The sequence below is a fragment of the Mesorhizobium sp. M0189 genome, assembly GCF_040322135.1.
Lineage (GTDB): Bacteria > Pseudomonadota > Alphaproteobacteria > Rhizobiales > Rhizobiaceae > Mesorhizobium.
Map to the genome: position 1 here is coordinate 253802 of NZ_JAMYSW010000001.1, position 23412 is coordinate 277213.

Consider the following 23412-nt stretch of genomic DNA (forward strand, 5'->3'; position numbering starts at 1 on the left):
GAAACCCTCAAGAGGCTGTCGCTTAAGCATGTTGGATTACAGTTCGCTCCTGCTCGCAGCGGCGCTGTCGGGCACGTGCCTCAGCATCACCATGTTTGCGATCTGGTTCACCGCGCCACAGGCACGCTTTGTGCTGACGGTGGCGTGCGGCATTCTCGTGCTCGTCGCCCATGTGGTCTTGTTTTGGCATTACACAAGAGATCCAAGCCCCTGGCTTTGCCAGATCGTGCTTGCTCTTCTCAGCCTCGGCTTCCTGATTATCTGCCTGTCGGCCATGCAATATCTCAGCATGCGCGACTATAGGCGCGCCATCTTGCCGACCTTGGCTGCGATGGCTGTTTGCGCGGGCGCGACGTATCTCGGGTTTGATGGTGTCGGCTTCATTGTCACCTACGCGACGGTAACGGCGCTACTCTCGCTTATCGGGGCGATGTTCTGGATTGAGGGTGGTCATGATCGCCGGATATTGCTGGTCGTATCGTTCCTGAGCGGCGTCTGTGCGCTGTCGTTCGGACTTTGCGGCGCGGTCCTGCTGGTCAAGGGCCAGTGGGTGCTCGGCGTAGCACCGGACAATTGGGCCGAGCGGGTGAATTCCGTCGTAGCCGTCGCCTGCATGACCGGGCTTGGCGCATTAACGCTCTCCCTGCACCATTTGCAGGCGCAGATCGAATTGAAGGCCGAGACGATGACCGATCCATTGACCGGGCTGATGAACCGGCGGGCGTTAACGGCACTCTACGGCGAGCGGGTCTTCGGTCCGTTTATGTCCGTCGCCATGTTCGACCTCGACCATTTCAAAAGGACGAACGACGTATTCGGTCATCCGGTCGGCGACCAGGTCCTGCGCCGCTTTGCCGCCGTCATCAGGAAATACGCCAGAACCGGCGTCGACGCCTTCCGGCTGGGCGGCGAGGAATTCGTGCTCGTCATGTCGCGGATGACGGAAGAAAAGGCCTATGACATTGCGAGCAAGATCAGCGTCGCCTTCGGTACGGAAGTCGTGGCCACCCAGCTTGGTCCGTTGCGAAGCACAGTCAGCGGCGGCATCGGCTTTGGTGGGACGAGCGGCACCGGTCTCGATGATGTGCTGGCCGAAGCCGACGCCGCGCTCTATGCGGCAAAGCGCGCCGGGCGAAATCGCGTCATCGCCCGGGACAGGGCGAGCAAGGCCGACGGGCCGGCCTTGCGTTCTGCCTGATTGAGGCTTCTATCTTCTTGTTAGACCATGATCTTGTCCGAAAACCGGATTCCACTCTTCGGGATCATGGTCTACTCCGCCGCACCCAGATATTCCGACAGCGGCGGGCAGGAGCAGACCAGGTTGCGGTCGCCAGCGACGTTGTCGATGCGTGACACCGGTGGCCAGTATTTTGCCGCCGTATCGGCATCGCCGGCGGGGTAGGCCGCTTCCAGGCGCGAATAGGGATGGGTCCACTGGCCGGCCAACGCCTCGGCGGCGGTATGTGGCGCATTGACCAGAGGATTGTCGGCCAAGGGCCATTCGCCCTTCGCCACCTTGGCTGCCTCGCCGGCTATGGCGATCATGGCTTCGCAGAAACGATCCAGCTCGCGCTTGGGCTCGGATTCGGTCGGCTCGACCATCAGCGTGCCGGCCACCGGGAACGACATGGTCGGCGCGTGGAAGCCATAGTCGATCAGCCGCTTGGCGATATCGTCGACGCTGATGCCGGCGCTGTCCTTGAGCACGCGGGTGTCGAGGATGCATTCATGCGCAACGCGTCCGTTGCGCCCCTTGTAAAGCAGGGGGAAATGCTCGCCAAGCCGCGTCGCCACGTAGTTGGCGGAGATGATCGCCGTCTCGGTCGCCTGCTTCAGGCCGGAAGCGCCCATCATGCGGATATACATCCAGGTGATCGGCAGGATCGAGGCGCTGCCGAACGGTGCCGCCGCCACGGCATGGGCCGAGCCTTCGGTGACGTGTCCGGGCAGATATGGCTTCAGATGCGCCTTGACGCCGATCGGGCCGACGCCGGGGCCGCCGCCGCCATGTGGAATGCAGAAGGTCTTGTGCAGGTTCATGTGGCAGACATCGGCACCGATATCGCCGGGACGGGCGAGGCCGACCAGAGCGTTGAGATTGGCGCCGTCGAAATAGACCTGGCCGCCATGGCTGTGGACGAGCGCACAGAGGTCGCGGGCGCCTTCCTCGAAAACACCATGCGTCGAAGGATAGGTGAACATCAGCGCCGCGAGGTCTTTTGCATGCTCGGCCGCCTTGGCCTGCAAGTCTTCCATGTCGATATTGCCGTCCTCGGTGCAGCGCACGACGACGACACTCATGCCGGCCATGGCCGCACTTGCCGGATTGGTGCCATGCGCCGAGGACGGGATCAGGCAGACGGTGCGATGGCCTTCGCCACGCGACAAATGATAGCCGCGAATGGCGAGCAGCCCTGCATATTCGCCCTGGCTGCCGGCATTGGGCTGCAGGGTCACCGCGTCGAAGCCGGTGATCTCCGCCAGCCAGCCTTCCAGCTCGTCGATCATGGCGCGATAGCCTACCGAATGGCTCGCCGGGGCAAAGGGATGCAGGTTGGCGACATCGGGCCAGCTTACCGGCATCATTTCGGCGGCGGCGTTGAGCTTCATGGTGCAGGAGCCGAGCGGGATCATGGCGCGGTCGAGCGCCAGGTCCTTGTCGGACAGCCGGCGCAAGAAGCGCATCATGTCGGTTTCCGAGTGGTTTTCGCGGAAGACGGGCTGGGTGAGGAACTCCTTGCCGCGCGGTTTTCCTGGCATGGAACTGCCGGCGGCAACGCCGGCCTTGGCGCCGAAAAGTGCTGCGATCGCCTCCAGATCGGCCTCGGTGGAGGTCTCGTCAAAGCTGATGCCGACATGGTCGGCGTCGATGACACGCAGCAGCCGGCCGGTCTTCTCGGCGGCGGCGGCAAGTGCGGCGGCTCTGCCCTTCAGTTCCACGGTCACCGTGTCGAAGCGGCTTCCGCCGAGCACCGAAACGCCTGCTGCCTTGAGGCCGGCAGCCAGGCGGTTGGCCAGCGTGTGGACGCGGCCGGCAATCGCCTGCAGCCCGGCAGGGCCATGCCAGATCGCATAGGCCGTCGCTATGTTGGCGAGCAGCGCCTGTGCGGTGCAGATGTTGGAGGTCGCCTTGTCGCGGCGGATATGCTGCTCGCGTGTCTGCAAGGCCAGGCGATATCCGGGACGGCCCTTGCTGTCCGTCGACTGGCCAACGAGCCGGCCGGGCATCAGCCGCGTCAGCCTGTCGGACACGGCGCAATAGGCGGCGTGCGGCCCGCCAAAGCCCATCGGCACGCCAAAACGCTGCATCGGGCCGACGGCGATGTCGGCGCCAAGCCTGGCTGGCGCGTCGGTCAGCGTCAGGCCCAACGGATCGGCAATGAAGACGACCAGCGCGCCGGCAGCGCGGGCCTTGTCGATCGCTGCCTTGTGATTGCCATAGACGCCGAATGTATCGGGCCAGGAGACCAGCAGGGCGGCGGTGTTGTCGTCGATCACCTCGCCGTCGACCTCGATGCCGAGCGGTTCGGCGCGGGTGCGAACGACGTCCAGCGTCTGCGGGTGCGGCGTGCCGGCCAGTGCCACCTTGGTGCGCTTGTCGCGATGATGGCGCAGCGCAATGCCGACCGCTTCGGCCACCGCCGTCGCCTCGTCGAGCAGCGAGGCCGACGCCACCGGCAAGCCGGTCAGCTCGGTGACCAGCGTCTGGAAGTTGAACAGCATTTCCAGCCGGCCCTGGCTGATCTCGGCTTGGTAAGGCGTGTAAGCCGTATACCAGGCCGGGTTCTCGAACAGGTTGCGCTGGATCACCGGCGGCACGTGGACGCCATGATAGCCGCTACCGATGAAGCTCTTCAGCACCGTGTTCTTTGCCATCGTCGCCGCGAGCTCGGTCAGCGCTTCCGCTTCGCTTGCAGCGGCGGGCAAGGCCAATGGACGGTCGAGCCGGATCGACTTCGGCACTGCCTGGCTGATCAGCGTCTCGACCGAGGGAACGCCGATCGTGGCCAGCATGGCTCTGACGTCTTGGAGGCCCGGGCCGATATGGCGAGCCGAGAAGGGGTAGGGTGCTGCGGTCATCTTGCTGGTCCTGCTATCAACCAATATGGGCTTTGTAAGCGGCTTCATCGAGGAGGCCGTCGAGCTGGCTCTCATTGGCCAGCTTCATCTTCCACAGCCAGCCGTCGCCGGTTGCCGCCGAATTGACGAGCGAAGGATCGGCCGACAGCGCGGTGTTGGCTTCGGTGATCTCGCCGTCGACTGGTGCGTAGACGTCCGATGCCGCCTTGACCGATTCGACCACCACGGCCGTATCGCCCTTGGCCAGCTTTTTCCCTGGCTCAGGCAGTTCGACGAAGACGAGGTCACCGAGCTGCTGCTGCGCGTAATCGGTGATGCCGACGGTGGCGATGCCGCCCTCGACGCGAAGCCATTCGTGATCTTCGGTGAAATAGGTCTTTGCCATTGAAATCATCCTTTGCGGTAGCGATGGGGCGTGAAGGGCAAGGGGTGGATGTCGACCGGGATTTTCGTCCCGCGGACATCGGCGAACAGTCTTGTGCCGGGCTTGGCAAGCGGCGTCCGGACGTAGCCCATTGCCACCGGATGACCGGCCGAGGGGCCGAAGCCGCCTGAGGTGACATGGCCGGCAGGGTTGCCGTCGGCGTCGAAAAGGGCAGCACCGGCGCGCACCGGCTGGCGGCCGTCCGGCTTCAGGCCGACGCGTTTTTGCGCCGGGCCGCGCTCCAGGATGGCGCGCAATGCATCGGCGCCGATGAACGCGCCAGAGGCGCGAACCTCCTTGGGGATGGCCCACATCAGCCCGGCGCTGGCCGGATCGATCTCCGGCGTGATGTCCAGCCCGTGCAGGCACAGTCCTGCTTCGAGCCGCAGGCTGTCGCGGGCGGCAAGGCCGATCCACATCACTCGCTCGTCCTCGAGCAACCTGGTGACGAGGGTTCGCGCGTCCGCTTCCGGCAGGCCGATCTCGAAACCGTCTTCGCCGGTATAGCCCGACCGGCTCATGAACCAGTTTTCGCGCGGCTCGATGCCGTGCATGAACACCAGCGAACCGGTCTCGATGCCGGCGCGGGAAAGGGCAGCCCATGCCTCGGGGCCCTGGATGGCCAGGAAGACGCGGTCGAGCGCGTCCACCTTCACGTCGAAATCCTCGGCAAGTTCACGCAGATGCTTTTCGTCGGCGGCGGCGTTGCCGGCATTGGCGACCATCATGAAGCGCTCGACGCCGAGCCTGGTGACGATCAGATCGTCGAGTATTCCGGCGGCCTCATTGAGGAAGAACGTGTATTTGGACTGGGAAACCTGAAGCGCGCCGGCATCGAACGGGCAGGCGCGGTTCAGAAGCGCTGCTGCGCCCGGGCCGCTGATTTCGAACAGCTTCATGTGCGAGATGTCGAACAGGCCGGCATGCTCGCGGCTGTGAAGATGCTCCTTCATCACGCCGGCCGGATAGGTCAGCGGCATCGACCAGCCGGCGAAGGCGCCGAAGCGCGCACCGGCTGCCATGTGCAGATCTTCGAGGGGAAGGTGTTTGGTGTCGTCGCCCGTCATGTCATCTCCAGAGTCGCACGCAAGCGGTCGCGAATGGCGACCAGTCCGTGCCCCTCTGTCTGAAGCCTGAGAGACTCGCGCCCCGTAACTCTGTCGGCAGCGCTTACACCTTCGGCGCGGGGGCAAGCCCCGACTTTCCAGAGTGTCTTTCCCGTCTACGGTTCTTTTGCCTGAGAGATTTCGGGCGATTTCCCCTTCGGCGGCAGCTCTCGCTGCTCTCTCCCGCAAACAGGTAGGACTCGGTTAAGAGCCCTCGACTCGTCATCCATAGCCCGTGGACGACACCTTGTCACCTGCCAGCGACATTTTTACTGGCAGTCTTCTGCGGGCCTTCTTTACAGGCAAGCCTTCGCTAACCACGCCGCTTGCCGGTTTCTCAAGACCTTGCTGATATGCCGGATAAGGGCCGGCAATTGCCGGCGGCGGGCGGGGAACAAAATGGGCGAATTGATCATGAGCGCGCCAGTGGCCGGGCTGACCTCGAAAAATCGGATCACGGCGGAAGACGTGGTCATGCTGCGCGGCGAAGTGTTCGGCGACGGCGTGGTAACGCGCGGCGAGGCCGAGGCGCTGTTTGCGCTCGACGCGACGGCGAGGGACAAATGCGCGGAATGGCTCGAGTTTTTCGTCGAGGCCGTCACCGACTTCATCGTCCACCAGGAACAGCCGGCCGGCTATGTTTCCCAGGACAATGCCGACTGGCTGATCCGGGCGATTTCGCGCGACGGCATGGATGACAGCCGAACCGAACTCGAGCTGCTAGTGCACGTGCTGGAAGTTGCCAAATCATCGCCGAGCACGCTTTCCGGCTATGCGCTGGAGCAGGTCGCTCATGCGGTCGTGGATGGCAAGGGGCCGCTGACGACCGGCGGCAGGCTTATCCCTGGGTCGATAGCCAAGGCTGAGGTCGAGCTGTTGCGCCGCATCCTTTACGCCTATGGCGGCGATGGCAACATCGCCATCAGCCGCGCCGAGGCCGAGGTGCTGTTCAAGATCAACGAGCGGACAGTGGCGGGCGACAATGATCCGTCGTGGAACGATCTGTTCGTCAAGGCGATCGCCAATTTCGTCATGTGTTCGGCCGGCTACGAAGCGCCGGTGCGCGATGTGGCGCTGCGCCGGGATGCTTTTTTCGAGCAGGCCGATCCGGAGATCGGCGGTTTCTTCAGCCGCATGGTGTCGGGTGGCCTGTCCGGCATTATGGAGGCCTATCGTTCACCGGGCGACGTCGAGGCCGAATGGGAATCGAGGAACAACGCAGCCGAGGCTCTGGCCCGCCGCGCCGAGACGGTCGATGCCGGCGAGGCGAAATGGCTAGCTGAACACATCGGCGACCGGCCGCTGCAGGAGAACGAGCGTGCGTTGCTGACGCTGATCAAGCACGCCTCGCCGGAAATCCACCCGGCGCTCAAGCCGCTGATCGACAAGGTCGCATAACAGGTCGCCAACCTATTGCTTGGCAGGTTCCGGCTTGGCGCCGGTGTCGAACCGCGACATCCATTTGAAGCTGCCGAACCAGTAGCGGCGCACGCCGCCTATGGTGCCGTCAGCGGTACGCGCGCCGATCCAGTTGTTGACGTATTGGATGAGGCGGACATCGTCCGGCCGCATGGCAAACGCCTCCGGCGTCCGCAACAGCGGACCGCCCACCATTTTCAATTTCGCGTCATAGAGCCTGGCGGCCATTTGCGGCGTTGGCGATGTGGCGACCATCGCCTGTGCGTCGCCGCCGATGATCGCGGCGAAAACATCTGAGGTATTGTCGAAAGACAGGATGGTCGCCTTAGGAAAAGCTTCCTTCGCGGCGGCTTCATCGGTGGAATTGGACAACACGGCGATCTTGTATCCCGGCGCCGCTACTGCCTTTCCCGGCCTTTTCCCAAGGCTGGCGATCGTCGCAACCATGCGGATATCGGCGGTACCGGTCTGGTTGGAGAACACCACCTCGCGTGCGCGTTCCGGCGTGCTGGCGTAGCCCGCCGCGATCATGTCGAAATCACCCTTGAGCAGTCGTGTCTTGAGGTCGTTCCAATGCACCTCGACCAGCTTCAGGTCGACGCCGAGATCAGACGCCAGCGCATTGGTCAGGTCGACATCATAGCCGGCGAACTTCCCGTCGGCCTTCTTGAGGATCCATGGCGGGTTGAGCGCCACGCCGACCGTCAGTGTCTTCTGGTCGATGATGCGCTTGAGGCTGTCATCCGCCCGGGCTGGCAGCAGCGACAAAGCCAACCAGGCAGAAAGGGCAAGTATAGTTGTGGCGATCAGCTTAGCGCGCATTAATATAACCTCGCTGAGCCCGTCCGGTTGTCAGATTTACACAGAGGTGCCATTCTGTCGATAGCGGACCCTGATGGAGAGTTGCGATGTCGGCACGGATGGCGGTTAGCAGTTCGATGATGTTCCTGGTTTGCATCCTGGGCAACCCGGCGAAGCTTTCGTTGCTGCCGGCGGCAGCGCAGGCTGCGGGGGCAAAACGCATGGTCTGCTCCAGCGCCGATTACCGCTATTCCTATTGCGGGATCGATACGCGACGTGGCGTGCAGTTGACCTCCAGGCTTTCGAAGGCGCGTTGCGTATATGGTAGAAGCTGGGGCTATGACGGCGGCGGCATCTGGGTCGACAATGGTTGCTCGGCCGAATTCGCAGTCGCCGGCCCCAACCGCAATCCCTCTGCTGGCGACGTCGCTGCAGCCATTATCGTCGGCGGCGTGGTAGGCGCCATTCTCGACAACGGCAATTCGCACCGCCATCATTCCGACAATTACTATCCGAAGCCGCGCCCGCGCCGTTACGACCAATCGATCGATCCGACGCCGCAATTCGACAATCAGGGCAATCCCAACTTCGATACCCACGGCAACTACCAAGGACCGCACGGGCTGGGGAAGCTTGTTACCCCTGACGACAATCCTGATCTGAATCCGGCCCTGCGCAGCGACGGCGACGACAGCGACGACGACAGTTAGATGAGGCTTAAGTCAGGTTTCGGTCAGATGCCGCCGTACCAGTCGTAGCCATTGTCCTCCCAATAGCCGCCTCTGCCGCCGCCGACATTGGCGAAGCCGTCGACCAGCTCGATCTTGGTGAGGTATTTCGGCATTTTGTAGCCGAGCTGGCGCTCGACGCGGACGCGCAGCGGCGCGCCGTTTTCGACCGGCAACGGCTTGCCGTTGAGGCCATAGGCAAGGATCGTCTGCGGATGACGGGCATCGATCAGGTCGATCGAGCCGTAATATTTGATATCGCCGGCAAGGCTGCGGTCGATCGTATCGAGGCAGTGGAAGATGACGTAGCGCGCCTGCGGCTTGACCACCGCCTGGTCGAGCACCAGCGACAGCGGCGTGCCGGTCCATTTGGCAATGCAGCTCCAGCCCTCGACGCAGTCGTGGCGGGTGATCTGGGTGCGGCTCGGCATGTTCATCAGTTGGTCGCGGCTCAGCGACAGCGGTTTTTCGACGAGGCCGGAAACCTCCAGCCGCCAGTCGGCGAAATCGTTGGCGAGCAGGCCGTTGTAGAAATCGTCGTCGGGCGCTGTGACGCCGTTCGGCCGCTGCGGCTGGCGAATGTCGGCCTCGGTGAACTCCGGCGCCAGCGCGTCACGGCCGGCAAGCAGCCGCTGCGCCCGCCAGGTCAGGCCATTGGCGCTTTCGAGGAAACTGCGCAGGCCGTCGCCGACGCCAAGCTGGCTGTCGAAGGCATCGCAGCCCGAAAGCATGATGCCGGAAAGGCCCAAGCTGGCCGAGGTCAGGAACTTTCTTCGGCTTATCTGTAGCTTGGGGCTGATCTCGAATTTCGCCATGTCAGGCGCTCCTCTCGGGTGCTTTGTCGCCATGCGCCGGCGGGTCGGTTCGGTACCAGCCGGTGATGATCGAACGCAGCTCGTTGATCGGGCCGGCGGCGAGGATCATCAGGATGTGGATGATGAAGAAGGCGACGAGCAGCAGCATCACCGTGAAATGAATGGTGCGCGCCGTCTGCCGGCCGCCGAGCAGGTCGTTCAGGAATGGCAGTACCGAGTTCATGCTCGGCGACATGGCCAGGCCGGTGACGATCATCAGCGGCAGCAGCACGAACAGCACGCCGCCATAAGCCATCTTCTGCAGCGTGTTGTATTCGCGCCTGTGGTGGAACCGGAACCTGGCGTGGTCGACAATGTCTCGCGGCAGCCGCCTGATATCATCGAGGCGCGGGGCAAGATCGCGCCGCAAATGGCCGTTGATCAGACTGGCGACCAGCCAGACCAGCAGCGTGGTGGTCAGCACCCAGGCGAAAAAGAAATGAACGACGCGCGCGGTGCCGAGATCGTAGTAGGAAGGGATCGTCGCCCAGGACGGGAAGGCGCGGGAGGTCTCCTGGCCGGCCGGACCCGACCAGCCGAGCACGCCGGTGGTATCGAAGCGCTTGCCGAAGATGTCGGTGTAGCCGCGCGGGCCAGTCACCGTGTTTTCGGCGCCAATGGCGAAGATGGTGTTGTTGTAGCCAAAGCCCGACTCCTTGCCGATGTAGAGCTGTGGGCGGGCGTTAAATATTTGCAGACCGGAAAGCAGCATGAAGAACAGCGCGATCGCCCACAGCCAATGCGTCAGCCGCGTCCAGCGCGACTGCCGATAGATCAGCGTCGCATCGCTCGGCGCGGCGGTATCTGCTTCGGCGGCTTGGTTTCTGGCAAGCGATTCCATCTGTTGTTCCCTCCGGCCGCACGTTCGCCGCGGCCTGTCAGATCTCTTCTCCTCCCAATACGTCGCCAGCTTAAGCGATGTTTCACCCGATCCCGGATTTATTACGGACTGCCGAGGCTGACTGCGAGGTTGACCGCGGCTGCCACGATCACCGTGTTGAAGAAGAACGACAGGATCGAATGCACAAGCACGACACGGCGCATTTGCGAGGTTGTGATGTTGGTGTCGGCAGTTTGCGCCGTCATGCCGATCACTGTCGCAAAATAGAGGAAATCCGAGCCTTCCGGCCGTTTGCCGCCCGGGAAGTCGAGGCCGCCGACCGGAATTTTCTTTTTGGTGTCGCCATCCATCGCGTCGCCGTCCAACCAATAGAGATGTGCGTAGTGAAGTGCCGCCATCGCATGGATGGTCAACCAGCCAAGCGGGATAGACAACAACGCCACCGTAAGCTCGACGGGATCCGCGCTCTTCTCCCTGTTGATCAATTGAAACAACGAGATGATGGCAATTGCGACCACAACCAGCGTGACCGCGAAGATGGCCAGCACCGGCAGGTCCGTGTCGCCTGCATTCTTGCGCAGATAGCTGCCAGTAAGCCGCGGCATGTGAGCGACGACAAGACAGAGATAGGCGGCAAAGAACACATTGGCGCCGATCGAATAGGCAAGCGGCGCACGCCAGATCAGCGCTGCGGCGAAGGCTGCCACGCCGATGCAGGCCGACAGCGCGAACGGCGTGTGGCGTTGCATGGGCATCCTGGTGGGGGTACCGGTCGTCATGGTTTCAGTCCGCTGAGGCGGATTTCAGCGCCCGCCGCAAGATGCGGTCAAGCTCGCCGAGAAACCGCGAGCGATCCTGCGGCGCGAAGCTCGAATTGTAGCCCTTGCTTTCGCCGGTCTCGCGCAGGTGCTGCTTGAGGTCGCGCATCGCCACCGCCATGCCGATCGTCTCAGGCGTAAACGGGCGTCCCGTCGGGCCGAGTACATGGGCGCCAAGCGCCACCGCGCGGGCAGCAAGCGGGATGTCGGCGGTCACCACGATGTCGTTGGGCCGGGCATTTTCGACAATCCAGTCGTCGGCGGCGTCCGCACCCTTGGAGACGACGACATTGCGGATCATCGGATCGCGCGATGGACGCAAGCCGCCATTGGAGACGAAGGTGACGACGATGCCGTGCCGCTCGGCGACCTTTTCGACCTCGGCCTTCACTGGGCAGGCATCGGCATCGACGAGAATAGCGGGTGCGGGCATCGTTGTTCCAAATGTGAAAGAGCCGGGCGACGTCGCCCGGCTCGATCGATGATAGTCGAGCGGCTACTAGGCCGGCAACGCGCCGGATCTCTTTGCCGTCCAGGTGGCGATATAGTCCATCAAGCCAGGATTGAGGCAGTCATAAGGCTCGAGCCCGATCGACTTCAGCTGTGACCTTATGCCGTCCATACGGCTCGGATCGACACCGGATTCGATGATCGACGAGACGAAGGCGGTGAAGCCCGGAGGCGACCAGCCGTCCTCCTGGAAGCGCTCCGGATGGATGAAGGACAGCCCCTTGAAAGCGTGGTCGCGCTCGACCGGGCCGTGCATGTGGACGCCGCAGCCGGTGCAGGCATGGCGCAGGATCAGCGCGCCCGGATCGACGATCCTCAGCTTGTCGCCGTTTTCGGTGACCGTCACGTCGGTTGTACCGGCCACCGCCACCACCGAGAACAGTGCGCCTTCCGGCTTCCAGCATTTGGTGCAGCCGCAGGCATGGTTGTGGGCGATCTGGCCCTTGACCTTCACCTTGACCGGATTGCTGGTGCAGGCGCAGACCAGCGTCCCGCCGGCAAAGTCGGCCTTTTCCCTGGGCAGTCCATTGTCGATTTTCGGATGCAGTTTTTCCGGCATTTTTGTCTCCTCCCTTGTTGAACATGTGCATTTTCGGCCGCTGGCTGATTGGCCGGCGGCTTTCTCCTCCTCCTCAGTAAACTACCACGCTCCTGATCGACTTGCCTTCGTGCATGAGGTCGAACCCCTTGTTGATGTCCTCGAGCTTCAGCGTATGGGTGATCATCGGATCGATCTGGATCTTGCCGTCCATGTACCAGTCGACGATTTTTGGCACATCGGTGCGGCCGCGCGCGCCGCCGAAGGCGGTGCCCATCCAGGTGCGGCCGGTGACCAATTGGAAGGGTCTGGTCGAAATCTCCTGGCCGGCGCCGGCGACGCCGATGATGACCGACTTGCCCCAGCCGCGATGCGAGGCTTCCAGCGCCTGGCGCATCACCTTGGTGTTGCCGGTGCAGTCGAATGTGTAGTCGGCGCCGCCGATCTGGTCGGCACCGCGCTTGGTCATGTTGACGAGATGCGGGACGATGTCGCCGTCGATCTCCTTCGGATTGACGAAATGCGTCATGCCGAATTTCTCGCCCCAGGCCTTCTTGTCGTTGTTCAGGTCGACGCCGATGATCAGGTCGGCGCCGGCAAGGCGCAGGCCCTGGATGACGTTGAGGCCGATGCCGCCAAGGCCGAAGACGACAGCGGTCGCGCCTTGCTCGACCTTGGCCGTGTTGATCACCGCGCCGATGCCGGTGGTGACGCCGCAGCCGATGTAGCAGATCTTGTCGAAGGGGGCGTCGGCATTGACCTTGGCCACCGCGATCTCGGGCAGCACGGTGAAGTTGGAGAAGGTCGAGCAGCCCATGTAGTGGAACAGCTTGTCCTTGCCGATCGAGAAGCGCGACGTGCCGTCAGGCATCAAGCCTTGACCCTGCGTGGCACGGATGGCGGTGCAGAGGTTGGTCTTGCGCGACAGGCAGGACGGGCACTGCCGGCATTCCGGCGTATAAAGCGGGATGACATGGTCGCCCTTCTTGACCGAGGTGACGCCCTTGCCGACGTCGACGACGATGCCGGCGCCCTCATGGCCGAGGATCGCCGGAAACAGGCCTTCCGGGTCGGCGCCCGACAGTGTGAACTCGTCGGTGTGGCAGATGCCGGTTGCCTTGATCTCGACCAGCACCTCGCCATCACGGGGACCTTCGAGGTCGACCTCCATGATCTCCAGCGGCTTTCCGGCGGCGACGGCGACAGCGGCGCGCGTTTTCATCAGGCAATCCTCCCATGGCAGTCTGCAATCCAGGTTAGATTTAACTTACCACTCAGCTCTGCGCTATGCACGAAGCGACGTTCTGATCCCGGATTTTCGTCAGAGCTCGCCGATTTGCGTCCGGGATAGGCTCCGACTTTGCCTTGACCGGCCCCCTGAAGCCCATAAAACGGGAAGCCCGGAAAAGAAGGGCAGCCGAGGGACGAGGCCTGCATGTTCACAAAGATCCTGATCGCCAACCGTGGCGAGATCGCCTGCCGTGTGATCAAGACGGCGCGCAAGATGGGCATCGCCACCGTCGCGGTCTATTCCGACGCCGACCGCGATGCCGTGCATGCCGAAATGGCTGACGAGGCGGTGCATATCGGCCCTTCTCCCGCCGCGCAAAGCTATCTGGCCCCGGAAAAGATCATCGCCGCCTGCAAGGCGACAGGGGCCGAGGCCGTGCATCCCGGCTACGGTTTCCTGTCCGAGCGGGCATCCTTCTGCGAGGCGCTGGAGCAGGAAGGCATCGTCTTCATCGGCCCGAAGCCCAAGGCCATCAAGGCAATGGGCGACAAGATCGAATCGAAGAAGTTCGCCAACGCGGCCAAGGTTTCGACGGTGCCCGGCTGGCTTGGCGTCATCGAAAACGTCGCCCATGCCGAAAAGATCGCCGGCGAAATCGGCTATCCCGTGATGATCAAGGCCTCGGCCGGCGGCGGCGGCAAGGGCATGCGCATCGCCTGGAGCAAGGCCGAGGTGCGCGACGGCTTCGACCGGGCGCGCTCGGAAGCCAAAAGCTCGTTCGGCGATGACCGCGTCTTCATCGAGAAGTTCATCGTCGATCCGCGCCATATCGAAATCCAGGTGCTTGCCGACGCGCATGGCAACACGCTCTATCTCGGCGAGCGCGAATGCTCGATCCAGCGCCGCAACCAGAAGGTCGTAGAGGAGGCGCCGTCGCCGTTCCTCGATCCCAAGACCCGCAAAGCCATGGGCGAGCAGTCTGTGGCGCTGGCCAAGGCGGTCGACTACCAGAGCGCCGGCACGGTCGAATTCATCGTCGATAGCGACAAGAACTTCTATTTCCTGGAAATGAATACGCGCTTGCAGGTCGAGCATCCGGTGACGGAACTGGTCACCGGCATCGACCTGGTCGAGCAGATGATCCGCGTGGCGGCCGGCGAAAAGCTCGCCATCAAACAGGGCGACATCAAGCTGAACGGCTGGGCGGTGGAAAGCCGCCTCTATGCCGAAGACCCGTATCGCAACTTTCTGCCGTCGATTGGCCGGTTGACGAGATACCGGCCGCCGGAAGAGGGGCAATTTGGCGAAATAGTCATCCGCAACGATACTGGCGTCACCGAAGGCTCGGAAATCTCGATGTTCTATGATCCGATGGTCGCCAAGCTGTGCACCTGGGCGCCGACACGGCTTGCGGCAATAGATGCGATGTCGGAAGCGCTGGACAGGTTCGTTGTCGACGGCATCGAGCACAACATACCGTTCCTGGCGGCGCTGATGCAGCATCCGCGCTGGCGGGAAGGGCTGATATCGACCGCTTTCATCGCCGAGGAATACCCAGACGGCTTCGCGCCGATCGTGCCAGACGCCGAGGAGAAAGCGGTGCTGGCCGCGATCGCCACCGCGGTCGAACTGCTGCGCCGCGACCGGCTCGACCGGCTGGGCGGGCGGCTGGCGCCGCATTCCGGCGCCTTGAAACGCGATTGGGCGGTGAAGATCGGCCGGGATTATCTTTCGGTCGCCATCGTCGAAGGCATGATTTCCATTCCGATGGAGCTCGACCTCACAATCGACGGCGACAAGGCACTGAGGGTGACCTCCGACTGGCGGCCGGGCGATCTCATCTGGCGCGGCAAGGTCGGCGGCCGCAAAGTCGCGGCGCAGGTCAGGCCGGTGCTGAACGGGTTCCGCCTTGCCTGGAAAGGCATGTCTGTGACAGCCCGCGCCATGCTGCCGCGCACCGCCGAACTCGAAAGGCTGATGCCGGAAAAAGTGGCGCCGGACACGTCGAAGATGCTGCTCTGCCCGATGCCTGGCCTCGTCGTGTCGATCGCGGTTGCCGAGGGGCAGGAGGTCAAGGCCGGCGAGACGCTGGCTGTGGTCGAGGCGATGAAGATGGAAAACGTGCTGCGCGCCGAGCGCGATCTCATCGTATCGAAGCTCAACGCCAAGCCCGGCGACAGCCTTGCGGTCGATGCGGTGATCATGCAATTCGCGTGAGGCTGAAATCCGCCTCGGCGCCGGCCTGGGACGTTGGAGATTAGCGAAAGCCGAGGTGACGGCCAATCTCCCCCTCGTGGGGGAGATGTCCGGCAGGACAGAGAGGGGCGCGAAGAAACGCGACCTTGCAATGGGTTGGCACGCTCAGTGGAGGAGGGACAGGCGAGGCCGTGAGGAATTCGCTTTTTGCCGTCGTGGCGTATTTTGTTCTTGCTTTGTGCCGGCAGCTATGCTACTAATCTCGGTATGGTGCTAATTGGCTCCAACGACCCGCCCGCTGTGGCGGGTTTTTTGTTTCCGGCCTGAGGTCGGCGGGACAGCGCCCCTCTCTGTCCTGCCGGACATCTCCCCCACGAGGGGGGAGATTGGCAGCTTCAGCGGTTGCTCTAAACTTCCAAAGCTCCAATCGCTTCCGCTGGACTCGTGTTACCCGGTGCCGGACAATACATCTTCATCGACTGAGTCCTTGTGAGGCGGCGCGAAAAAACCATGGCGAATGAGAGACTTCCACGCGATCCCTTGCTGCGCGAGGCCTATGCAAAGGCGTCGCGGGCGGAGCAGGCGGCGCGTCGGTTCATTCATCTGCGCGTGCATTCGGCCTATTCGCTGCTCGAAGGTGCCTTGCAACTCGGCAAGATCGTCGGCCATGCGGTGCAGGATGAATGCCCGGCAATAGCCGTCACCGATACCAACAATCTGTTCGGCGCGCTGGAATTCGCCCAGAAAGCCGGGAAGGACGGCATCCAGCCGATCATCGGCTGCCAGATCGACCTCGCCTTTTCCGGCGAGGCGAGCGACAGCCAGCGCGACCGCAGGCGGCAAGGACCGGAGATGCGGCCCGTCGTACTGATCGCCGCAACCGAGGCCGGTTACAGCAATCTGGTCAGGCTGGTCAGCCGCGTCTACCTCGAGACACCGCCCGGCGAAGCGGTGCATCTGACGACCGAGATGCTGCAGGGCCACTCCGACGGTCTGATCTGCCTTACGGGCGGGCCGCGAGGCCCGATCGGCAATGCCTTGAAAGAGGACCGCCGCGAACTCGCCGAGACCCGGCTCCTGGCGCTCAAGGGCCTGTTCGGCGACCGGCTCTATGTCGAGCTGGAGCGCGTGTCCGGCTACGACCGCACGATCGAGCAGTCGTCGGTCGACCTCGCCTACCGCCACGATCTGCCGCTGGTTGCCACCAACGAGGCGTTTTTCTTTTCTCGTGAAGACTATGAGGCGCATGACGCGCTGATCGCCATCGCCGAAGGCTCCGTGGTTGCGGCCGACAATCGCCGCCGCCTTTCGCCCGACCACTTCCTGAGAAGCCAGGCCGATATGGCGAGGCTGTTCGCCGACCTGCCGGAAGCAATCGACAACACCGTCGAGATCGCGCTGCGCTGCTCCTACTATCCGAAGACCCGCAACCCGATCCTGCCGCGCTTTGCCGGCCGCGATGTCGCCGACGCCGAAGCGGCGGTTAAAGCGGAGGCGCAGGAGCTTGCCCGGCAGGCGCATGAAGGGCTGGACGCGCGGCTGGCGGCGCATGGGCTCACACCCGGCTACACGGCCGACCAGTATCGCGAAAGACTGGATTTCGAGCTCGGGGTCATCGAGAAGATGAAATATCCGGGCTATTTCCTGATCGTTGCCGACTTCATCAAATGGGCCAAGGCACAAGGCATTCCGGTCGGCCCGGGCCGCGGTTCGGGCGCCGGCTCGCTGGTTGCGTATTCGACGACCATCACCGACATCGATCCGCTGCGCTTTTCGCTGCTGTTCGAGCGCTTCCTCAATCCCGATCGCGTGTCGATGCCCGACTTCGACATCGACTTCTGCCAGGACCGGCGCGAGGAGGTCATCCGTTACGTCCAGCAGAAATACGGCCGCGACCAGGTCGGCCAGATCATCACCTTCGGCACACTACAGGCGCGCGCGGTGCTGCGCGACGTCGGCCGCGTGCTGCAGATGCCTTACGGCCAGGTCGACAAGCTGAGCAAGATGGTGCCGTCGAACCCGGCCAATCCGGTCAAGCTCGCCGACGCCATCGCCAACGAGCCGCGCTTTGCCGAAGAGGCCGAGCGGGAGCCGATCGTGCAAACGCTGCTCGACACGGCGCAGAAGCTGGAAGGTCTCTACCGCCACGCCTCGACGCACGCCGCCGGTATCGTTATCGGCGACCGGCCGCTGTGGGAACTGGTGCCGATGTACCGCGATCCGCGCTCGGACATGCCGGTCACACAGTTCAACATGAAGTATGTCGAGCAGGCCGGGCTGGTGAAATTCGACTTCCTTGGGCTGAAGACGCTGACCGTGCTGGACAGGGCGGTCAAGCTGATCCGCCGCCGCGGCATCGAGATCGATCTCGCCCACATTCCGCTCGACGACCCGGAAACCTACGCCATGCTGTCGCGCGGCGAGGTGGTCGGCGTGTTCCAAGTGGAAAGTGCCGGCATGCGCAAGGCGCTGATCGGCATGCGGCCCGACTGTATCGAGGACATCATCGCGCTGGTCGCGCTCTACCGGCCGGGGCCGATGGAGAACATCCCGACCTACAACGCCAGAAAGCATGGCGAGGAGGAGATGGCGTCGATCCACCCGAAGATCGACCATCTCGTCAAGGAGACGCAAGGCGTCATCGTCTACCAGGAACAGGTGATGCAGATCGCGCAGGAGCTTTCCGGCTATTCGCTGGGCGAAGCCGATCTGCTGCGCCGCGCCATGGGCAAGAAGATCCGCGCCGAGATGGACAAGCAGCGCGAGCGCTTTGTTTCCGGTGCGGTCGAGCGTGGCGTCGGCAAGCCGCAAGCCGACTTCATTTTCGACCTGCTGGCAAAGTTCGCCGACTATGGTTTCAACAAATCGCATGCTGCCGCCTATGCCGTCGTGTCGTACCAGACCGCCTATCTGAAGGCGCATTACCCGGTCGAATTCCTGGCCGCATCGATGACGCTCGACATGGGCAATACGGACAAGCTCGCCGATTTCCGCCAGGATGCGCTGCGTCTCGGCATCGAAGTGGTGGCGCCATCGGTGATGACGTCGTTCCGGGATTTCGAGGTCGGCGAGAACCGCATCTTCTATTCGCTGGCCGCGCTCAAGGGCGTCGGCGACGCGGCGGTCGAGCACATCGTCGCCACGCGCGGCGAAAAGCCGTTCAAGAGCCTCGCCGATTTCTGCGAAAGGGTAGATCCGAAGATCGTCGGCAAGCGCGTCTTCGAAAGCCTGATCATGGCTGGCGCGCTCGACTGCTTCGGCCACGACCGCGCGGCGATGATGGCCGGCGTCGAGCGGATGATGGGGCTGGCATCGCTGGCGCAGCAGAATGCCGTCACCGGCCAGCATGACATTTTTGGCGCTTCGCTTGGCGCACAGTCGCGGGCACTCAACCTGCCGGCGACCGACCCCTGGCTCGCCGCCGATCGCCTGCATCGCGAATTCCAGGTGGTTGGATTCTATCTCTCGGCGCATCCGCTCGACGAATACAAGGCGGCGCTGCAGAAAATGCGGGTGCAGACCTGGGGCGAGTTTTCGGCCGCCGTCAAACGCGGTGCTGCCGCCGGCCGGCTCGCCGGTACCGTCACCACCAAGCAGGAACGCAAGACGCGCACCGGCAACAAGATGGGCGTCGTGCAGTTTTCCGACACGTCGGGCCAGTATGAAGCGGTGCTGTTTTCGGAGGGGCTGGCACAATACCGCGACCTGCTCGAACCCGGCCGCTCGGTGGTGATCACCGTTTCGGCCGAGGACAGGCCGGAAGGCGTCAATCTGCGCATCCAGACCGTGCAGTCGCTGGAGGACGAGGCAAGCCGCATCCAGAAAGCGCTGCGCATCTTCGTCAGAAATGACGCACCGGCATCGACAATCCAATCGCAACTTGGGCAGCGTGGCGACAGTCAGGTGAGCATCATCGTCATCAAGGAAGGCGGCGAGGGCGAGGTCGAGATTGAGTTGCCCAACCGCTACCGCGTCTCGCCGCAGATCGCGTCGGCGATGCGCGCTGTGCCAGGCGTGGTGGAAGTGGAGCTGGTGTAGCCGGCTGCCCGGCTGGCAACACTGGACGGCTGGTGGCCCAAACGTTATCGCAGTCGCCATGAATGCAATAGACAAGAGTGGAGCGCAGGATTCTTCAGCCTTGGCGCGGCTCCGCGACATGCTGCGCAAGCTATATCACGGGCGCACAGCGGCGGCGTTCCGGTTTCAGCTTGCGGCTGTTGTCATCGACCTCGCCATCATTGCCTTTTTTATTGCCACGCCGGTGATACAGAAGTCGTCCTCGTTCCTCTGGCTGGACTACTCCGTGGCAGCACTCGTCGCCGCCGACATGATTGCCCGGCTGCTTGCCTCCAACGACATGCTGCGCCTGATGAGACAGCCGGCGTCGTGGATCGATGCCTTCATCCTGCTGACTCTGCTGATGCCTACGGCGCTGGCCAATCTCGGTTTTTTGCGCATCCTGCGGCTGTGGTCGCTGTCGCGTAGCGGCGCGCTGTGGCGATTTCTCGAGATGCGCGGCTTCAGGCGATGGCGCGAGGCGAGCCGCGCGGTCATCAATTTCCTGACGTTCCTCTTTGTCATCACCGGCTTCGTCTACACCTTCTTCTTCCGCACCGTGGGCGGTCTCGAGGGCTATGTCGATGCGCTGTATTTCACCGTCGCCACAGTTACCACGACCGGCTTCGGTGACATCGTCCTGCCCGGCGTGGCCGGCAAGCTCACCGCGATCGCCACCATGATCATCGGCATATCGCTGTTCGTCAGGCTTGCGCAGGCGCTCTTCCGTCCCACCAAGGTGTTCTTTCCTTGCCCGCAATGCGGGCTGCAGCGGCACGAGCCCGACGCCGTCCATTGCAAGGCCTGTGGGCACGTTCTGAACATACCCGACGATGGCGATTGAATTGCAGGGCTACGATGCTGCGACCTCAGCCGGTTTGGCGGCTTTTTTCTGCAGATTGAGCAGATTGCCGAGCAGGATCAGCGCGCCACCGCCAGCGGTGAAGGCGTCGATCTGCTCGTGATAAAGCAGCCATCCGATCACCGCCGACAGCGGTACGCGCAAAAAGTCCATTGGCGAGATGACCGTCGCATCGGCATAGACAAGTGCGCGGGCCATGCAGAAATGCGACGACATGCCGGTAAACGCGATCAGCAGGATCCACGGCCAGAGCTCGAGCGGCGGGTTGCGCCATTCGTATAGCGCCGGGACGAGGCCAAGCACCGACTGGATGATCAGCATCCAGAAGATGATGCGCACGACGCTGTCCGTCCGCGTCAGCGACTTGACGAGAACCACCGAGACGCCGAAGCAGACTGCGGCTCCCAGCACGATAACATGCCCCGGATTGACCGCACCGACGCCCGGGCGCACGATGATCATCACGCCGATCAGCCCCAGCACGATTGCCGCAAGCCGTGGCCGGGAGAGCCTTTCGCCGAGGAAAGCGACCGCCAGCAGGGCGGTCCAGATCGGCGTGGTGAATTCGATCGAGATCAGCACCGCAAGCGGGATCAGCGTCAGGGCGTAAAGCCAGGCAGCCTGGCCGGTATAGTGGACGACGTTGCGGGCGATATGGGCCAGCGGACGCCCGGTGCGCATCGCCGCAAAACCGCCTGACATCATGACCAGCGGCAGCAGGATGAAAAAGCCGATCACCGAGCGCAGCTCGAGCACCTGGAAGACGTTGAGCTCTGCCGTCGTGGCCCGGCCGGCGACCGACATCGCCAGGAACGAGGCGATCGACAGCGCCATCCAGAACGCGGCCTTGGGGATCGAGGGTGCGGGTGCCATGCGCGCTATGTCGCAAGCCGGGGCTTTCATCGCAACCGCTAGCCGACGCATTCGACTGGGCCAGCCGTGAAGCGTTGCAAACAGTGATGTTGAAGCCGGAACCCGCCGCTGAGGGAAGCGTTGGTCCCTCAGTGTTTGCGTGCCGTGTTTTGGATACCAACGAGGAGCGGTCCGATGAAATCACTCGCACGATTTGTACTTGCCGGCTGCCTGACGGCCGGGGCCGGCGCAGCGCATGCCGACGATCCGGATTTTCTTCGCTCATTCCAGGGGAATTTCGCCGGCAAGGGCATCGTCAAGGTCACCACCGATGCGCCGACGGTGAATGTCTCCTGTCACTTCAATTCCGACGCGACGTCGAACTCATTGTCGCTCGACGGCAGCTGCCGCGGTCTTATCTTGGTGACGCGCGACATCAGCGCGGACCTCAGGTCCAGCGGGACGAAATACAGCGGCACCTATGTCGGATCGCGCACCGGGCCGGCGCAATTGAGCGGCAGCCGAAAAGGCAACGCAATCAATCTCGGCATCCGCTGGGCCAAGGAGGTCAATGGCGATCGCAAGGCGCAAATGACGGTCGAGAAGAATGGCGAGGACGGCATGCGGCTGACCGTTATCGACGTCGACCCGAAAACCGGCGAGCGCGTGATTACCAGCCGGATCGATCTGCGGCGCACTTAGCACTGTCACTCCTCGATCGGTTCGGGCGGGTGCGCATCACGGCCCTTGCCGAAGGTATAGCCGGTTTCCACCGCCCTGCGGCCGAACTTGCCGCGCAGCGTGTCGATGGCGCCTTCGGCCATGGCGCGCTTGCGTGACTTGACGTCGACCAGGTCGGGCGGGTCCGCCCGGTCATCGTCGGAGAGATCGCTGACGCCAATGCCGAGCAGCCGGTATTTCGTGCCATCCGCTTCCTTGCGTAGCAGCTCGAGCCCGGTCTGAAAGATGCGGTCGGCCAGCCGGGTCGGATCGCCGAGCTGGCGATTGCGCGTGCGGATCTTGAAATCCTGGGTCTTCAGCTTGAGGACGACGGTGCGTCCGGCAATGCCGGATTTTTTCAGCCGGGCCGAGACTTTCTCCGCCAGCGCCCTCAGCACCGAAACCAGTTCCTCGACGGAGGCGATGTCGGTGTCGAAAGTGGTTTCCGCCGAGACGCTTTTCGCGTCCTGGTCGGGAACGACGCGGCGGTCGTCCTCGCCGCGCGAAAGCCGGTAGAGCCGGTCGCCCATGACGCCATAGCGGCGCATCAGGTCGCCGCGTTCCATGCGCTGCAGCTGGCCGATGGTGCGGATGCCGTCGCGCTCGAGCGTGGCGGCAAAGGCCTTGCCGACGCCCCAGATCAGCGTCACCGGCTGCTCGGCCAGGAAGCCGATAGCCTCGGCCTCGCCGATCACCGAAAAGCCGCGCGGCTTGCGGAAGTCCGAGGCCACCTTGGCCAGGAACTTGCAATAGGACAGGCCTGCCGAAACGGTGATGCCGATCTCCTTTTCGACGCTGAGAGCGAAGCGCGCCAGCACCACCGCAGGCGGCAGGCCATGCAGGCGCTCGGTGCCGGCGAGGTCGAGGAAGGCCTCATCGATCGAGAGCGGCTCGACCAGCGGCGTCAGCGCCTGCATCATGGCGCGCACCTCGCGGCCGACGCGGACGTATTTTTCCATGTCCGGCGGGAGGACCACCGCGTCCGGGCAGGCTTCGAGCGCCTTGAACATCGGCATTGCCGAGCGCACGCCATGGATGCGGGCGATATAGCAGGCGGTGGAGACGACGCCGCGCTTGCCGCCGCCGATGATCAACGGCCGGTCCTTCAATGCCGGGTTGTCGCGCTTTTCGACCGCCGCGTAGAACGCGTCGCAATCGATATGGGCAAGGCGCAGCCGGTAAAGCTCGGGATGGCGCGCAAGCCGCGGACTGCCGCAGCGCTCGCAACGGCGTGCCTCGCTGCGCTGAAAATTCAGGCAGTCGCGGCAAAAACCGTGTTCGGGATTGTTGACAGGGGCCGCCATCGCTGCGAACATAAAGAGAACAAATGCAATGGTACGTCAGGACGGACGCCACGACAAGGCGGTGGGCCGGGA

The 23412-nt window shown here is 63.3% G+C and carries 19 protein-coding genes and 1 riboswitch; of the genes, 7 read left to right on the plus strand and 12 right to left on the minus strand.

From position 1 onward, the window contains the following. The first annotated feature begins 28 nt into the window (after window positions 1–28). Window positions 29–1198: a GGDEF domain-containing protein gene (locus NKJ09_RS01210; RefSeq protein ID WP_023720133.1), complete on the plus strand. Its 1170-nt coding sequence runs from the start codon at window positions 29–31 to the stop codon at window positions 1196–1198. Between the two features lie 71 nt (window positions 1199–1269). Here the strand turns inward: NKJ09_RS01210 and gcvP are convergent, their stop codons facing one another. Genes gcvP through gcvT form a run of 3 tightly spaced genes read right to left on the minus strand, consistent with a single transcriptional unit; the run spans window position 1270 to window position 5571 of the window. Next, complete coding sequence (gene gcvP / locus NKJ09_RS01215) at window positions 1270–4080, minus strand: aminomethyl-transferring glycine dehydrogenase (RefSeq protein WP_352495368.1); 2811 nt, start codon at window positions 4078–4080, stop codon at window positions 1270–1272. Between the two features lie 16 nt (window positions 4081–4096). Further along, window positions 4097–4465 carry a glycine cleavage system protein GcvH gene (gene gcvH, locus NKJ09_RS01220; RefSeq protein WP_352482176.1) on the minus strand — a complete coding sequence of 123 codons (369 nt, stop codon included), beginning with the start codon at window positions 4463–4465 and terminating at the stop codon, window positions 4097–4099. A 5-nt stretch (window positions 4466–4470) separates the two neighbouring features. Then, on the minus strand, window positions 4471–5571 hold the full coding sequence (gene gcvT / locus NKJ09_RS01225; protein WP_352495367.1) for a glycine cleavage system aminomethyltransferase GcvT: 1101 nt from the start codon (window positions 5569–5571) through the stop codon (window positions 4471–4473). 148 nt (window positions 5572–5719) lie between these two features. Further along, window positions 5720–5806, minus strand: a riboswitch (glycine riboswitch). 203 nt (window positions 5807–6009) lie between these two features. Here gcvT and NKJ09_RS01230 point away from each other — a divergent pair. Next, a complete protein-coding gene (locus tag NKJ09_RS01230; protein ID WP_352495366.1) occupies window positions 6010–7008 on the plus strand; it encodes a hypothetical protein in 999 nt (332 codons plus the stop codon). A gap of 12 nt (window positions 7009–7020) precedes the next feature. Here the strand turns inward: NKJ09_RS01230 and NKJ09_RS01235 are convergent, their stop codons facing one another. After that, entirely contained in the window at window positions 7021–7851 is an 831-nt protein-coding gene (locus NKJ09_RS01235) for a transporter substrate-binding domain-containing protein (RefSeq protein WP_352495365.1), read from the minus strand. 86 nt (window positions 7852–7937) lie between these two features. Here NKJ09_RS01235 and NKJ09_RS01240 point away from each other — a divergent pair, with 86 nt between their 5' ends. Next, window positions 7938–8540: a DUF3011 domain-containing protein gene (locus NKJ09_RS01240; RefSeq protein ID WP_352495364.1), complete on the plus strand. Its 603-nt coding sequence runs from the start codon at window positions 7938–7940 to the stop codon at window positions 8538–8540. Between the two features lie 23 nt (window positions 8541–8563). Here NKJ09_RS01240 and NKJ09_RS01245 read toward each other — a convergent pair whose 3' ends face one another. From NKJ09_RS01245 to NKJ09_RS01270, 6 genes are all read right to left on the minus strand, one after another. Then, window positions 8564–9373 carry a molybdopterin-binding protein gene (locus tag NKJ09_RS01245; protein ID WP_352495363.1) on the minus strand — a complete coding sequence of 270 codons (810 nt, stop codon included), beginning with the start codon at window positions 9371–9373 and terminating at the stop codon, window positions 8564–8566. Window position 9374: 1 nt separating this feature from the next. Beyond that, complete coding sequence (locus NKJ09_RS01250; RefSeq protein ID WP_352495362.1) at window positions 9375–10253, minus strand: cytochrome b/b6 domain-containing protein; 879 nt, start codon at window positions 10251–10253, stop codon at window positions 9375–9377. A 101-nt stretch (window positions 10254–10354) separates the two neighbouring features. Next, the gene (locus NKJ09_RS01255; RefSeq protein WP_352482182.1) at window positions 10355–11032 is read right to left on the minus strand and encodes a DUF1345 domain-containing protein; all 678 of its coding nucleotides are present in this window, start codon (window positions 11030–11032) and stop codon (window positions 10355–10357) included. Between the two features lie 4 nt (window positions 11033–11036). Continuing rightward, the gene (locus tag NKJ09_RS01260; protein WP_352482183.1) at window positions 11037–11504 is read right to left on the minus strand and encodes a YaiI/YqxD family protein; all 468 of its coding nucleotides are present in this window, start codon (window positions 11502–11504) and stop codon (window positions 11037–11039) included. Window positions 11505–11570: 66 nt separating this feature from the next. Beyond that, complete coding sequence (gfa, locus tag NKJ09_RS01265) at window positions 11571–12140, minus strand: S-(hydroxymethyl)glutathione synthase (protein ID WP_352482184.1); 570 nt, start codon at window positions 12138–12140, stop codon at window positions 11571–11573. Between the two features lie 73 nt (window positions 12141–12213). After that, the gene (locus NKJ09_RS01270; RefSeq protein ID WP_352495361.1) at window positions 12214–13341 is read right to left on the minus strand and encodes an S-(hydroxymethyl)glutathione dehydrogenase/class III alcohol dehydrogenase; all 1128 of its coding nucleotides are present in this window, start codon (window positions 13339–13341) and stop codon (window positions 12214–12216) included. 213 nt (window positions 13342–13554) lie between these two features. Here NKJ09_RS01270 and NKJ09_RS01275 point away from each other — a divergent pair, with 213 nt between their 5' ends. The 3 genes from NKJ09_RS01275 (at window position 13555) to NKJ09_RS01285 (ending at window position 20446) form a co-directional block, all read left to right on the plus strand. Next, the gene (locus tag NKJ09_RS01275) at window positions 13555–15567 is read left to right on the plus strand and encodes an acetyl-CoA carboxylase biotin carboxylase subunit (protein WP_352495360.1); all 2013 of its coding nucleotides are present in this window, start codon (window positions 13555–13557) and stop codon (window positions 15565–15567) included. 489 nt (window positions 15568–16056) lie between these two features. Then, window positions 16057–19584, plus strand: coding sequence for a DNA polymerase III subunit alpha (gene dnaE / locus NKJ09_RS01280; RefSeq protein ID WP_352495359.1), 3528 nt, complete (start codon window positions 16057–16059; stop codon window positions 19582–19584). 58 nt (window positions 19585–19642) lie between these two features. Beyond that, window positions 19643–20446 (plus strand): ion channel, encoded by an 804-nt coding sequence (locus NKJ09_RS01285; protein WP_352482189.1) that lies wholly within the window; start codon window positions 19643–19645, stop codon window positions 20444–20446. A 9-nt stretch (window positions 20447–20455) separates the two neighbouring features. Here NKJ09_RS01285 and NKJ09_RS01290 read toward each other — a convergent pair whose 3' ends face one another. Continuing rightward, window positions 20456–21337 carry a DMT family transporter gene (locus tag NKJ09_RS01290; protein ID WP_352495358.1) on the minus strand — a complete coding sequence of 294 codons (882 nt, stop codon included), beginning with the start codon at window positions 21335–21337 and terminating at the stop codon, window positions 20456–20458. Window positions 21338–21511: 174 nt separating this feature from the next. On the opposite strand from NKJ09_RS01290, the gene NKJ09_RS01295 reads away from it, so the two are divergent. Beyond that, window positions 21512–22018 (plus strand): hypothetical protein, encoded by a 507-nt coding sequence (locus tag NKJ09_RS01295; protein ID WP_352495357.1) that lies wholly within the window; start codon window positions 21512–21514, stop codon window positions 22016–22018. Window positions 22019–22023: 5 nt separating this feature from the next. Here the strand turns inward: NKJ09_RS01295 and NKJ09_RS01300 are convergent, their stop codons facing one another. Then, complete coding sequence (locus NKJ09_RS01300) at window positions 22024–23352, minus strand: DNA polymerase IV (protein ID WP_023720118.1); 1329 nt, start codon at window positions 23350–23352, stop codon at window positions 22024–22026. Between the last annotated feature and the right edge of the window lie 60 nt (window positions 23353–23412).

Excerpts from the sequence above, each read along its gene's own strand:
- NKJ09_RS01275 (WP_352495360.1), top strand. The coding sequence starts at position 13,555 with ATGTTCACAAAGATCCTGATCGCCAACCGTGGCGAGATCGCCTGCCGT.
- NKJ09_RS01235 (WP_352495365.1), bottom strand. The coding sequence starts at position 7,851 with ATGCGCGCTAAGCTGATCGCCACAACTATACTTGCCCTTTCTGCCTGG.
- NKJ09_RS01240 (WP_352495364.1), top strand. The coding sequence starts at position 7,938 with ATGTCGGCACGGATGGCGGTTAGCAGTTCGATGATGTTCCTGGTTTGC.
- NKJ09_RS01285 (WP_352482189.1), top strand. The coding sequence starts at position 19,643 with ATGAATGCAATAGACAAGAGTGGAGCGCAGGATTCTTCAGCCTTGGCG.
- gcvH (WP_352482176.1), bottom strand. The coding sequence starts at position 4,465 with ATGGCAAAGACCTATTTCACCGAAGATCACGAATGGCTTCGCGTCGAG.
- NKJ09_RS01250 (WP_352495362.1), bottom strand. The coding sequence starts at position 10,253 with ATGGAATCGCTTGCCAGAAACCAAGCCGCCGAAGCAGATACCGCCGCG.
- gcvP (WP_352495368.1), bottom strand. The coding sequence starts at position 4,080 with ATGACCGCAGCACCCTACCCCTTCTCGGCTCGCCATATCGGCCCGGGC.
- NKJ09_RS01245 (WP_352495363.1), bottom strand. The coding sequence starts at position 9,373 with ATGGCGAAATTCGAGATCAGCCCCAAGCTACAGATAAGCCGAAGAAAG.
- NKJ09_RS01260 (WP_352482183.1), bottom strand. The coding sequence starts at position 11,504 with ATGCCCGCACCCGCTATTCTCGTCGATGCCGATGCCTGCCCAGTGAAG.
- NKJ09_RS01300 (WP_023720118.1), bottom strand. The coding sequence starts at position 23,352 with ATGTTCGCAGCGATGGCGGCCCCTGTCAACAATCCCGAACACGGTTTT.
- NKJ09_RS01230 (WP_352495366.1), top strand. The coding sequence starts at position 6,010 with ATGGGCGAATTGATCATGAGCGCGCCAGTGGCCGGGCTGACCTCGAAA.
- NKJ09_RS01255 (WP_352482182.1), bottom strand. The coding sequence starts at position 11,032 with ATGACGACCGGTACCCCCACCAGGATGCCCATGCAACGCCACACGCCG.
- NKJ09_RS01290 (WP_352495358.1), bottom strand. The coding sequence starts at position 21,337 with ATGGCACCCGCACCCTCGATCCCCAAGGCCGCGTTCTGGATGGCGCTG.
- gcvT (WP_352495367.1), bottom strand. The coding sequence starts at position 5,571 with ATGACGGGCGACGACACCAAACACCTTCCCCTCGAAGATCTGCACATG.
- gfa (WP_352482184.1), bottom strand. The coding sequence starts at position 12,140 with ATGCCGGAAAAACTGCATCCGAAAATCGACAATGGACTGCCCAGGGAA.
- NKJ09_RS01295 (WP_352495357.1), top strand. The coding sequence starts at position 21,512 with ATGAAATCACTCGCACGATTTGTACTTGCCGGCTGCCTGACGGCCGGG.
- NKJ09_RS01210 (WP_023720133.1), top strand. The coding sequence starts at position 29 with ATGTTGGATTACAGTTCGCTCCTGCTCGCAGCGGCGCTGTCGGGCACG.
- NKJ09_RS01270 (WP_352495361.1), bottom strand. The coding sequence starts at position 13,341 with ATGAAAACGCGCGCCGCTGTCGCCGTCGCCGCCGGAAAGCCGCTGGAG.
- dnaE (WP_352495359.1), top strand. The coding sequence starts at position 16,057 with ATGGCGAATGAGAGACTTCCACGCGATCCCTTGCTGCGCGAGGCCTAT.